Annotated in this window: 11 protein-coding genes; 7 read left to right on the plus strand and 4 right to left on the minus strand. The window is 75.5% G+C overall.

Annotated features, from left to right (window positions below; translation table 11 throughout):
• Positions 1–281 precede the first annotated feature (281 nt).
• Positions 282–821, plus strand: coding sequence for a hypothetical protein (locus BJP40_RS27090; RefSeq protein WP_071283046.1), 540 nt, complete (start codon positions 282–284; stop codon positions 819–821).
• Positions 822–824: 3 nt separating this feature from the next.
• Here the strand turns inward: BJP40_RS27090 and BJP40_RS27095 are convergent, their stop codons facing one another.
• Positions 825–1499 carry an AIM24 family protein gene (locus BJP40_RS27095; RefSeq protein WP_071283047.1) on the minus strand — a complete coding sequence of 225 codons (675 nt, stop codon included), beginning with the start codon at positions 1497–1499 and terminating at the stop codon, positions 825–827.
• Between the two features lie 60 nt (positions 1500–1559).
• Between BJP40_RS27095 and BJP40_RS27100 the strand changes: the two genes are divergently transcribed.
• From BJP40_RS27100 to BJP40_RS27110, 3 genes are all read left to right on the plus strand, one after another.
• Entirely contained in the window at positions 1560–2273 is a 714-nt protein-coding gene (locus tag BJP40_RS27100) for an aminoacyl-tRNA hydrolase (protein WP_071283048.1), read from the plus strand.
• A 73-nt stretch (positions 2274–2346) separates the two neighbouring features.
• The gene (locus BJP40_RS27105; RefSeq protein WP_071283049.1) at positions 2347–3111 is read left to right on the plus strand and encodes a DUF4142 domain-containing protein; all 765 of its coding nucleotides are present in this window, start codon (positions 2347–2349) and stop codon (positions 3109–3111) included.
• Positions 3112–3244: 133 nt separating this feature from the next.
• Entirely contained in the window at positions 3245–4735 is a 1491-nt protein-coding gene (locus BJP40_RS27110) for a DUF692 domain-containing protein (RefSeq protein WP_071283050.1), read from the plus strand.
• 569 nt (positions 4736–5304) lie between these two features.
• On the opposite strand, the gene hemQ is transcribed toward BJP40_RS27110, so the two are convergent.
• Together hemQ and hemG are read right to left on the minus strand one after the other, a co-directional pair.
• Positions 5305–6018, minus strand: a complete 714-nt coding sequence (hemQ, locus tag BJP40_RS27115) for a hydrogen peroxide-dependent heme synthase (protein WP_071274553.1) — start codon at positions 6016–6018, stop codon at positions 5305–5307.
• Between the two features lie 23 nt (positions 6019–6041).
• Entirely contained in the window at positions 6042–7487 is a 1446-nt protein-coding gene (gene hemG, locus BJP40_RS27120; protein WP_071283051.1) for a protoporphyrinogen oxidase, read from the minus strand.
• 181 nt (positions 7488–7668) lie between these two features.
• Between hemG and BJP40_RS27125 the strand changes: the two genes are divergently transcribed.
• The 3 genes from BJP40_RS27125 (at position 7669) to BJP40_RS27135 (ending at position 11264) form a co-directional block, all read left to right on the plus strand.
• Positions 7669–8958: a DUF4349 domain-containing protein gene (locus tag BJP40_RS27125; RefSeq protein WP_071283052.1), complete on the plus strand. Its 1290-nt coding sequence runs from the start codon at positions 7669–7671 to the stop codon at positions 8956–8958.
• 179 nt (positions 8959–9137) lie between these two features.
• A complete protein-coding gene (locus BJP40_RS27130; RefSeq protein WP_071283053.1) occupies positions 9138–10532 on the plus strand; it encodes an FAD-dependent oxidoreductase in 1395 nt (464 codons plus the stop codon).
• A 9-nt stretch (positions 10533–10541) separates the two neighbouring features.
• Entirely contained in the window at positions 10542–11264 is a 723-nt protein-coding gene (locus BJP40_RS27135; RefSeq protein ID WP_071283054.1) for a DUF6882 domain-containing protein, read from the plus strand.
• A 34-nt stretch (positions 11265–11298) separates the two neighbouring features.
• Here the strand turns inward: BJP40_RS27135 and BJP40_RS33345 are convergent.
• On the minus strand, positions 11299–11442 hold a 144-nt coding region (locus tag BJP40_RS33345; protein ID WP_305727970.1), incomplete at its 5' end, for a uroporphyrinogen decarboxylase family protein.

Raw genomic sequence — 11442 nt, forward strand, 5'->3', positions numbered from 1 at the left:
GGCGGCGCACCCCGCCCGGACTCCGGGGCTCCGGTGCCATACGGCGGAAAGGAGCCGGGCCCCGGGTCAGGACTTCCGGTGCCACACCGCCGCGCAGGCGCAGGCCGGGACGCGCGGCGGCAGGGCGGCGGGCGCCACCTGTTCCGGCTGTTCCGGTACGGACTCTGCTGCCGGTGCCGCCGCACGGGCCGCTCCGCTCGGCGGCCCCCTAGCCGGTCGCTCTGGTGGTGTCCCGGACCCGGCGGGGGTCGTGCCGGGCCGGGACACTACCCTCGTCGCCCATGAGCGGTGATCATGACGAGCCCGTCTTCAAACGCATCGGTGGACGGTGGGCCTACAACCCCGGCAATCCGGTGGGGCGCGCCCTGATCGTCGGGTCCCTGCTGTTCGCGGTGGCGATGATGTACGGGCTCCACGCGAGCTCGCGGTGGAGCGAGGGGGAGCTGCGGGACGCGGTGCACGCCGCCGCCGACGCTCTGGAGGGGCAGCCCCAGCGCAACGGCACCATCGCCTTCTCCGGCTACGCCGGCATCGTCGAGGACGCCGTCGAGGCGACCGGAACGGGCCCGGAGTACGCGCTCGGCCTCCACGTGGCCGAGATGAACAGCGAGACGGACGGCGACGGGCCGGGCACTGCCGCAGCCGACCGCTTCGAGATCACCACCGACGACACGACGACCGCGTACTGCCTGTCCGTCTCCCCGCCGCGGTCCCGGGTGGAGTCCGCGGCCGGAGCGCACCAGCCGGGTTCCGGGAACGGCTGGCAGGCCGTCACCGCGGAGACGGTGCTGTCCGTGGAGGTGGCGGAGGGCGGCTGCTGAGGCTCAGCCCTGCCTGGGCTGCGGCGTGTGCTCGCTCGGGCGGACGACCACGAACCCCTCGCCCTGCAGCATCAGCTGGACGGCCTCGCCGGAGCCGCCGCGGATCATCGAGCCGAAGGACTGCGAGCGGTGCAGGGACGTGGACAGGTGGGCGCTCCAGCCGACCACCGCGTCCGTGTCCACGTACACCGGCTGGTGCTGGCCGACGGGGATGACGACCGGTGAGCCGTCGCAGACCAGGGCGAGCTTGCCGGTACCGGTGAAGACGCTGTTGAAGAGCCCGCCCCCCGCCATGCCGGCGCCCTTGACGGTCCGGATCTCGTAGCCGAGCGACGGGTCGAAGCACAGGACGTTGCGGCCGTTGACGGTGAGCGCGTCGCCTGTCTCCAGCTCGACGATGAAGCAGTTCTGCGCCTCGTGGGCGAACCACGCCTCGCCCTGCCCCCGGACCGCCATCAGCGCCAGTCCCTCACCGGTGACGGCCCGCTTCAGCACCCCTCCTATGCCCTGGCTCTTGCGTTCGAACTGGAGGTTGCCGCGGAAGGCGATCATCGAACCCTGGCGTGCGTGCATCTCGCCGTTCACCGCGTACTTCACGCACTTGGAGTTCTGGAGGACCATCCCCGGGGCGGTCGCCTGCTGCGCCAGGTGCTCCGACGCGAAAAGATCGCTCTTCATGCAGGCATGGTGCCCCGAACCGCCCGCCGTGCCAAGGAGGCCGTTTGGCAGACTGGCCGGGTGACCAGCGACGCCACCGACCTCCGCCCCTCCGACGCGCGCGACGCCGCACCGCAGTTCGTGCTGCCCCTCGTGGTGCGGGTCGAGAAGACCGGCCCGCCGCACCGTACCGACGCCCTGGAGGCGGCGGCCCGGGCCGTGCTGGTGATGCTCACCGACGAGCGGTCCTTCGGCGACGGCGAGTGGGCCGGGGCGGTACGCGACTGGCAGGACGGCCGGATCCGCAAGGTCGTCCGGCGCGCCCGCGGCGCGGAGTGGCGGCGGGCCGAGCGGCTGCCCGGCATCACGGTGACCGGCGGGACCGCCGCCGTGCGGGTCTTCCCTCCGGTGCCGCTGGACGGCTGGCCGAAGGACCTGGCCAGGCTGCAGGTCTCCGGCACGGAACTGGAGGATCCGGCCGGGCTGCCCGGCGGGGAGCAGGAGCCGGCCCCCGGGCGGGCCGTGCTGTGGCTGAACCCCGGGCTGCGGATGTCGACGGGCAAGGAGATGGCCCAGGTGGGGCACGGGGCGCAGCTCCTCTGGTACGCCATGGACGAGCCGGTGCGGAAGTCCTGGCAGGACGCGGGCTTCCCGCTGGTGGTGCGGACCGCGCAGCCCGCCCGCTGGCCCGGACTGGCGGCGAGCGGACGCCCGGTCGTGCGGGACGCCGGCTTCACGGAGATCGCCCCGGGGAGTTGCACGGTCGTCGCGGACTTTCCCGTGCGCGCCGGCTGAACGCTTCCGCGGCGGCGCACGTACTTCCCGGTACCGCCATGCACGGAAGACGGGTTCGGGAGGGATCTTGCAGTTGCGGCGCATCAACGGGAAGGCACTCATCATCGCGGCCCTGGTGGCCACCGTCGGGGCGCTCGCGTTCCCGGTCTGGTCGTACGCCGACCGCTCGGGCACCGGCGAAGCCAATCTGGCGGCGTCGACGGTGGCCACCCAGTGGGGACCGCTGTCCGCGACCGACCGGGACTTCCTGGTGAAGGTGCGGTTGGCCGGGTTGTGGGAGCTGCCCGCCGGCCAGCAGGCCATGGAGCGGGCCCCGACGCAGGCGATCAAGGACGCGGGCGACCACCTGGTGGTGGGACACGCGGACCTGGACCAGCGGGCCAGGGACGTGGCCGCGAAGCTGGGCGTGCAGCTTCCGAACCAGCCGACGGAGCAGCAGCAGGGCTGGCTGCGGGAGCTGTCGGCGGCACAGGGCGAGGAGTACGAGCGGAAGTTCGCGAACATTCTGCGCAACGCGCACGGGAAGGTGTTCGGCCTGATCGCCGAGGTCCGGCACACGACGCGGAACACACTGATCCGGCAGCTCGCCAGCGACGCCAACCAGACCGTGCTCGACCACATCACCATGCTGGAGGGGACCGGCATGGTGGACTACGACGCGATCGCTAACGAGGCGGCCGGGCGGGCCACGGCCAGCCCCGTCGGCCCGCCCCCGCCGAACGGGAACCTGCCGCCCGCGCCGACACCGGCGGTGCCCAGCGGCATCGCCGAGGACGCCACGTCGGAGCCGTCGACGCAGCCGGGCCCGCCGACCGCGGTCAACACGAACCGGCCGTGACCGGGAGCCGGTGGCCGTCGTCCCGCGTCCGAAACCTCAAATGAAGCTCTGAACCCGCCCGGCGGCGGTTCACCGGCCCCCACCCTGGTCATGACCCCTTCAGCACGGTGGAGGGGGACCGAGGAGGGGGACCATGGACAGGCGTGACGGGCCCGGTGGGCGTGGCGGGCAGCGGCTCGGGGTCGGTATCGGGTGGCGCCCGGAGATCGCGGACGCGGTGGCGGAGCTGCCCGGTGTGGACTGGGTGGAGGTCGTGGCCGAGAACGTCTGCCCCGGCCATGTGCCCGACCCGCTGCTGCGGCTCCGGGAGCGCGGCGTCACCGTCGTACCGCACGGCGTCTCGCTGGGCCTCGCCGGTGCCGACCGGCCCGACGAGGCACGGCTTGCCCGGCTGGCCGCGGCCGCCACGGCGCTGGGTGCGCCGCTGGTGACCGAGCACATCGCGTTCGTACGGGCCGGGGGCGCGCGCACCGCGTCCCCGGCGCTGGAGGCCGGCCACCTGCTGCCTCCGCCGCGGACGCGGGAGGCGCTGGACGTGCTGTGCGAGAACGTGCGGATCGCGCAGGAGGCGCTGCCCGTTCCCCTGGCCCTGGAGAACATCGCGGCGCTGTTCTCCTGGCCCGACGACGAGATGTCGGAGGGCCGGTTCCTGGGGGAGCTCGTGGAGCGCACAGGGGTGCGGCTCCTGATCGACGTCGCGAACCTGCACACGAACCGGGTGAACCGGGGCGACGACCCGTTCAAGGCGCTCGCAGAACTGCCGCTGGAGGCCGTCGCGTACGTCCATGTGGCGGGCGGTGTGGAGCGGGACGGCGTCTGGCACGACACGCACGCCCACCCGGTGCCCCGGCCCGTGCTGGACCTGCTGGCCGAGCTCGCCTCGCACCGGGAGCCGCCGGGGGTGCTGCTGGAGCGGGACGACGACTTCCCGCCACCGGAGGAACTGGCCGCGGAACTGACGGCGATCCGTACGACGACGGAGTCGGCGGGTGCCCTCCCGGCGGTGGACCGCTCGACGGCGCGGACAGGTGCCCTCCCGGCGGCGGACCGCGCGGCGGCCCGGGAGGCCGGGCCCCGCACGTCGGCCGAGGCCGCCGAGGCCCTCCCGCCGGCGGACCGCACGGCCGGTCCCGAACGCCACCCGGCCGGTGCGGACCGCACGGCGGTGTCCTCCGCCGCGGGAGCGGCCGCGCCGGAGGAGGCGCCGGTCCCGGAGGCGGTGCGGGAGCGTCTGGGCATCGCGCAGGCCGCCCTGCTGTCGGCGCTGGTCGCGGGAACGCCCGCGCCCGAGGGCTTCGACCGGGCGCGGTTGCGGGTGCAGGGCCTGGCGCTGGCGCGCAAGCGGGCCGGGATCGTGGCGAAGGTGGCACCGGAGCTTCCGCTGATCCTGGGCGGTCAGGCGTACCGGGACGCGTTCGTGGCGTACGCGGGGCGGCGGCCGATGCCGGGCGGCTACCGGCAGGACGCGCTGGACTTCGTCCGGCAGCTCCTCGACGCGGGCCTGCCGGAAGACCCGAAGGCACGACGGCGGCTGCGGCTGTGGTGGGCCGAGCGGGCGGGACCCCGCCCACCGGGCCGGGTGACCCGGCTGGTCCACGCGGCACGCGCGGCCCTGGCGGGGTGACGCGTCCGCTCGGGTCGCACCCGCGGCCCCGGCCGGAGTGATCCGGCGGCGCGAACGGCAGCCGCCGGCCTCAACCCAGCCGTGAAGGCCGTGTCGGGTGCCTGGCCGCGCCACCGAATCGTGCCCGCGGTACACGCCGACCCGGCCAGGCGCCCGGGAGCGGTACACACGGCACGCGCGGCCCGGGTGACCCGACCCTTCAGGTCGTACACGCGGTCGAGCGGGTGCCGGCGCTCTGCGGTGCCGGCGTCACCCCGGCGGGGTGACGCGCGTAGAGGGCGGCGCGGGTGCGGCGCACGGGAGAACCGCGCGCCGCACCCGGAGCCGAGGACCCGGTGTCGCTGGAGCGACGGGCGCTGAGCACCCGCCGTCTGATCTTCCGGGTCACGGGGTGGCGGTCCGGCCGTGCCGGTCCGCCACCGGGTCGCGAGGGCCGCCGCACGAGCGCGGGGGCGAGCGGGCCGGGCCCGACGCTCCTGCGCGGCCGTGCTTCCGGCGGCCCTTGCCGCCCGCACCGAGGACGGAACCCGTCCCGGGCGCGGCGCGGCCCCGCGACCGACAGCCGCGGCCTACGCCAGGCCCGCCACCAGGTCGGCGACGGTCTTGCGGCGGCCCGTGTAGAACGGGATCTCCTCACGGACGTGCATCCGGGCCTCGCTGCCGCGCAGGTGGCGCATGAGGTCGACGATCCGGTACAGGTCGTTCGCCTCGAAGGCGAGGATCCACTCGTAGTCGCCGAGGGAGAACGAGGCGACCGTGTTGGCCCGCACGTCAGGATAGCCACGGGCCATCTTGCCGTGGTCGGCCAGCATGCGCCGGCGGTCCTCGTCGGGCAGCAGGTACCAGTCGTACGAGCGCACGAACGGGTACACGCTGACGTAATCGCGCGGCTCCTCGTCGGCGAGGAACGCCGGGATGTGCGACTTGTTGAACTCGGCGGGGCGGTGCAGCGCCATGTTCGACCACACCGGCTCCAGCGCCCGGCCCAGCCGCGTGCGGCGGAACAGGTTGTACGCCTCCTGGAGCTGGTCCGAGGTCTCGGCATGCCACCAGATCATGACGTCCGCGTCGGCCCGCAGCCCCGACAGGTCGTACGTGCCGCGCACGGTGACGTCCTTCGCGGCGAGCTGGTCGAACAGCTCCTGGACCTCGTCCGCGTAGCCGCCGCGGTCCTCGGGCAGGACGTCACGCAGCTTGAACACGGACCAGAGGGTGTAGCGAATGACCTCGTTGAGGTCCTTCGCCTTCTTACCGGCGTTCGGGATCTTTTCGGGCGCACTCATAGGGCTATTCTCGCTCGTCACTCTCAGTGCTCCGCGCCAGGGTGGGCGTGCGGGGACGCGGCAAGCGCGGCGTCGACCTCGTCGGCCGCCCGCCACGCGTCGGCCACGACCGCCGGGATGCCCACGCCGTCGTACGCGGCGCCGCACACCCGCAGGCCGGGCAGCTTCGCGACGGCGTCGCGGATCCGGCCGACCCGGGCGTGGTGGCCGACGGGGTACTGGGGCAGGCCGTCGATCCAGCGGGTCACCGTCGTGGCGACGGGCCGCGCCGCCAGCCCGACCGCCTCGCCGAGGTCCCGGAGGGACGCTGCCACCAGCTCCGCGTCCTCCCGGTCGAGGTGCTCCTCGTCGCCGTACCGGCCGAGGGAGGTGCGCAGGACGAACAGGTCGGGGGCCCCGTCGGCGATCCACTGCCACTTGTGGCTGGCGAACGTGGACGCCTTGATGGTGCGGGCGTCGACCGGCGGCACCAGGAATCCGGAGCCCGCCGGGACCTGCCCGGCCACGTCGGAGCGCCGGAAGGCCAGCGTCACCAGGGACATCGAGGCGTACTCGATCGCCGCCAGCTCGGCGGAGGCGGTCGGGGACTCGGCGGCGAGCAGTGCGGAAGCGGACGGGGCGGGCGTCGCGAGGATCACCGCGTCGGCGTGCAGGACACCGGTGCCGGTGGTGACCTCCCAGCCGTCGGCGCGGCGGGTCAGGCCGCGGACGGGGGTTCCGGTGCGGATCTCGCCGCCGAGGTCCCGCACGGCGTCGGCGACGGCGAGCGGGAGCCGGCCGACGCCGCCGCGCAGACCGGCGAAGGCCGGTGGCGGCGGGACGGCTCCGGCGCCGCGCGGTGCGGGCACGAGGGAGCGAACGGCGTCGGTGAGGGTGCCGTGGGCGCGGACTGCGTCGAGGAGCTTCGGCGCGGCGGCCTTCATCGAGATGCGGTAGGCGTCGCCCGCGTACACCCCGCCGAGCAGGGGCTCGACGAGCCGGTCGACGATCTCGCGGCCCATCCGCCGCGCCACGTACGCGCCGATGGCGACGTCCTCGCCCGGAGTGTCAGGCGGCAGTTCCCGGTCCCGGTGCACGGCGCGCAGGCCCTCGTCGGACAGCAGGTCGCCGAGACCGCCCGCGTCGCCGGGCACACCCATGAAGTGGCCCTTGGGCAGGGGGCGCAGCGCGCCGCGCGTCCACACCGCCGCGGAGGCCGTGGCGGGCGGCTGGAGGTGCTCGCCGAGCCCGACCGCGGAGGCCAGGTCGAGGGCCTCGGGGCGGCGGGCCAGCATCGACTCGGCGCCCAGGTCGACCCGTGCGCCCGCGATCTCACCGGAGTGGAGCTTGCCCCCGAGCCGGTCGCCGGCCTCCAGGAGGGTCACGCCCCGGCCGGCGCGGAGCACGCGGTGGGCGGCCGCGAGCCCCGCGATGCCGCCACCGACGACGACGACCCGGCCGGCGGGTGCGTCCACGTTGTCCACGTTCATGGGTCCACTGTCTCAAACGCCGTGCCGGGTCCCGACCGTGACCCTTTCGGAACCGGAGGGGCGAAACCGGCCTTCCCTCCCCGTGCGTCGAACCGGCACCGGCCCCACGGCCGGACGCACCACGCCTACGCACTCACGTTCGGGGACGCCGCCGGGCGTCCCCTGGGGGGGGACTCACACCATGCCGACCCGATCCCGACACGCCTTCGCGGCCGTCCTGCTGGGCGCCTCGCTCGCCCTCGCCGGATGCGGCAGCGGAGCCGACGGCGCGACGTCGACGGCGGACCACGGCGCCGCCGCGCCCCCGGCAGAGGGGAACGCCGCGGAGGCGCCCGGCTACGCCGGCTCCGCGGCCGCACCCGGCGACCGCGCGCCCGGCCAGCCGGCCGGCGAGGGCGCGGCGCAGCCGGGCGGCCGTGTGCCCGCGGGGCGTCAGCACGTCATCCGCACGGCCGAGATGCACATCGAGGTGGAGGACGTGGAGAAGGCCCTGGCGCGGGCCCGCACGGTCGCGGTGGACGCCGGCGGGCACGTGGCCGACGAGTCGACCGAGCGGCACGCGCGCGGGGACGGGCGGGGCGGGATCAGTTCGCGGGTCACGCTGCGGGTGCCGCAGCGCGCGTACGACGCGGCCATGAAGGAGCTTTCCGGGGCGGGGAAGCTGCTGTCGCGGACGGCCGGCGCCAAGGACGTCACCGATCAGGTGGTGGACGTGGAGAGCCGGATCGCCACGCAGCGGGCCAGTGTGGAGCGTGTCCGCAAGCTGATGGACGAGGCGACGCAACTGAGTGACGTCGTCACCCTGGAGGGCGAGCTGAGCCGCCGGCAGGCGGAGCTCGAGAGCCTCCTCGCCCGGCAGGCGGCGCTGAAGGACAGCACCTCCCTGGCGACGATCACGTTGGAACTGAGCGAGCGTGGCGCGGCGCGGCACGAGGACGGGGACGACAAGCCCGGGTTCCTGGACGCGCTGCGCGGCGGCTGGGGTGCGCTGGTGGCGTCGGCCGCCTGGGTGCTGATCGTGCTGGCGGCCCTGGCCCCGTGGCTGGCGGTCGCCGCGGTGGCGTACGCGCTGTGGCGCCTGCTGGTCCGCCCGTGGCGCGCCCGGCGCCGCGACGCCGACGTGCGGGCCGCGGTGCCCTCCGGTGCGTCCGGTCTGCCGGTCCACCCGGCCCCGGCGGGCGCGGCGGCAGACCCGCGGCCGGCACAGGGGCCCCACGGTCCGCAGGCGCAGCACGTCCCCGCCACCGACCGGCAGACCCAGGCCGTACCCACACCCCAGTCGTCGCAGACGCCCCACGCGTCTCAGCCCTCCCCCGCCCCGACGACCGCCGGCGCCCCGCAGGTCTCGCAGCCGGCCCCGTCCCCCGACACCACCCGGGCCGGGGAGGCCGTGGACGCCGGGGAGTCGCGTGCCGCCGGCGGCTCCCCGCGCCCCGCGGAACCCGACGCGGACGGCGGCGGGCGCGGCTGAGAGCCGAGGCGGCCCGGCGGCCGTGGGGCGGCGTGGGGGGACCACCGCGGAGCCGGTCGGCGCGACACCCCGGAGGGCCACCCGACAGCACACGGGGCCGGCGCGCAGGCGCGGCCGAGGGTCGCCCGGCGGGACGACGGGGCATACCGGTGGCCGCCGCCCCGCCGTAGGGTTCCCGCATGGGTCATGCAGCAGCGGGAGGACGGCCGGGCCGACGGCGGATGGTGGTCGTGGGGGGCGATGCGGCGGGCATGTCGGCCGCGTCGCAGGCCCGGCGGCTGAAGGGACCGGACGCCCTGGAGATCGTCGCGTTCGAGCGCGGCCACTTCACGTCGTACTCGGCGTGCGGGATCCCGTACTGGGTGGGCGGCGAGGTGCCGGGACCCGACCGGCTGATCGCCCGCACGCCCGAGGAGCACCGGGCACGCGACATCGACGTACGGCTCCGCACCGAGGTCACCGGACTGGACCTGGACGGGCAGCGGGTGCGGAGCAGGGACCTGGAGTCGGGGAGCGAGGCGTGGACCGGGTACGACCACCTGGTCCTGGCGACCGGTGCCCGCCCGGTGCGGCCGCCGCTGCCCGGCATCGACGCCCCAGGGGTGCACGGCGTGCAGACACTGGACGACGGCCGGGCCCTCCTCGACACGTTGACGACCGCCCGGGGGCGGCGGGCGGTCGTCGTCGGGGCCGGCTACATCGGCGTGGAGATGGCGGAGGCCCTGCTGAACCGGGGCTACGAGGTCACCGTCCTCGACATGGCCGAAGAGCCGATGTCGACCCTCGACCCCGACATGGGGCGGCTCGTGCGCCGCGCCATGTCGGACATGGGCATCGCCGTGGTCGGCGGCGCCCGGGTGACCGAGGTCCTCACCGGCCCGGACGGACGGGCGCGGGCGGTGGTCGCGGAGGGGGCCGAGTACCCGGCGGACGTGGTGGTCCTCGGCATCGGCGTGACCCCGGAGACGGGCCTCGCCCGGGCCGCCGGGCTGCCGCTCGGTGCGTACGGAGGGCTGCTCACGGACCTGTCGATGCGGGTGCGTGGCCGGGAGGACGTCTGGGCGGGCGGTGACTGCGTGGAGGTGCTGGACCTGGTGTCGGGCCGGGAGCGCCACATCCCGCTGGGCACGCACGCCAACAAGCAGGGCCAGGTGATCGGGGCGAACGTGGGCGGCGGCTACGGCACATTCCCGGGAGTGGTCGGCACGGCGGTGAGCAAGGTGTGCTCGCTGGAGATCGCGCGCACGGGGCTGCGGGAGCGGGACGCCCGGGAGGTCGGGCTGCGGTTCACTGCGGTCACGGTCGAGTCGACCAGCCGCGCCGGCTACTACCCGGGCGCGGCGCCCATGACGGTGAAGATGCTGGCCGAGCTGCGCACCGGGCGGTTGCTCGGAGTCCAGATCGTGGGCCGGGAGGGGGCGGGGAAGCGGGTGGACATCGCCGCGGTGGCCCTGACGGCGGGCCTGACCGTGGAGCAGGTCGTGTCCCTCGACCTGGGCTACGCGCCACCCTTCTCCCCCGTGTGGGACCCGGTGCAGGTGGCCGCCCGCAAGGCGGTCGCGGCCCTCGCCTAGGCTCAGCGCATGATCACTTCTTCCGGCAGCAACAGCGACGGGGCATTCAGCGGGGCGTTCGTACGGGCGACCGAGCCGCACGCGGCCTGGGGCATGGAGCAGTTGGAGGCGTTCAACGCCTTCGTGCCGTCGGGCCCCTGGACGGCGGACCTGTCCCGGTGCGTGTACCGGCAGGGCGGCGTGGAGCTGACGGTGGGGCTGCTCGGCACCTTCGACGAGTCGGACGGCACCTGGATGTGGGGCTGGGCGAACCCCGGTTTCGCGGGGGCTCCGGTGGTCGCCGCGGCGGAGGGGCTGCGCCGCTTCGGCACCGGGCACGGGGTGGCGGAGTTCTCCCGGGAGGTGGTGGACCTGTCCGGGTTCCCCGACCCCGCGACGGCGGTCGAGCAGCTGGCGTTCGGTGCGATGGGCGTGCTGGGAGCGCTCGGCTACATGGGCGTCGAGGCGGGGCCGGGCACACGCGCGTACCTGCTCGCGGACGACCCGCAGGTGCCCCGCGCCGCCCCCCGGCCGGTGACGCTGCCGCGGGTCCTGCTGAGCGCGGTGGGCCTCGTCCCTGGGGCGGCACCGCGCGCGGTGGTGACGGGTTACTTCACCCGGCACGCCCTGCCCTGGCGGCCCACCGCCGAGGGTGTGGCGGCGGAGCTGCCGGACGGCTCGACGGCGGCCGTGGCGTTCGACGCGGCGGGCCGCATCGCGTCGGTGGACGTCGGGGTGCCGGGCCGGCCGTAGACCCGGCACCCGTCCCGGTGCGCGGGGGCGCCGCTCAGCGGGCGGTGCGCTCGTGGACGTGGGCGACGAGGCGGGGGAGGCCGTCCGGGTCGGTGGTGGGCAGCACCCCGTGGCCCAGGGTGAAGACGTGGCCCTCCAGGCCGGCCGCGGCGCGCAGCACCGCGTCGGTCTGGGCCTC

The sequence above is a fragment of the Streptomyces sp. CC53 genome (assembly GCF_001865245.1).
In the GTDB taxonomy this organism is placed as follows: domain Bacteria; phylum Actinomycetota; class Actinomycetes; order Streptomycetales; family Streptomycetaceae; genus Streptomyces.

What these genes read in the sequence shown, in the direction of transcription:
- BJP40_RS27090 (WP_071283046.1), top strand. Translation starts at nt 282, where the DNA reads ATGAGCGGTGATCATGACGAGCCCGTCTTCAAACGCATCGGTGGACGG.
- BJP40_RS27135 (WP_071283054.1), top strand. Translation starts at nt 10,542, where the DNA reads ATGATCACTTCTTCCGGCAGCAACAGCGACGGGGCATTCAGCGGGGCG.
- BJP40_RS27130 (WP_071283053.1), top strand. Translation starts at nt 9,138, where the DNA reads ATGGGTCATGCAGCAGCGGGAGGACGGCCGGGCCGACGGCGGATGGTG.
- BJP40_RS27095 (WP_071283047.1), bottom strand. Translation starts at nt 1,499, where the DNA reads ATGAAGAGCGATCTTTTCGCGTCGGAGCACCTGGCGCAGCAGGCGACC.
- hemG (WP_071283051.1), bottom strand. Translation starts at nt 7,487, where the DNA reads ATGAACGTGGACAACGTGGACGCACCCGCCGGCCGGGTCGTCGTCGTC.
- BJP40_RS27110 (WP_071283050.1), top strand. Translation starts at nt 3,245, where the DNA reads ATGGACAGGCGTGACGGGCCCGGTGGGCGTGGCGGGCAGCGGCTCGGG.
- BJP40_RS27125 (WP_071283052.1), top strand. Translation starts at nt 7,669, where the DNA reads ATGCCGACCCGATCCCGACACGCCTTCGCGGCCGTCCTGCTGGGCGCC.
- hemQ (WP_071274553.1), bottom strand. Translation starts at nt 6,018, where the DNA reads ATGAGTGCGCCCGAAAAGATCCCGAACGCCGGTAAGAAGGCGAAGGAC.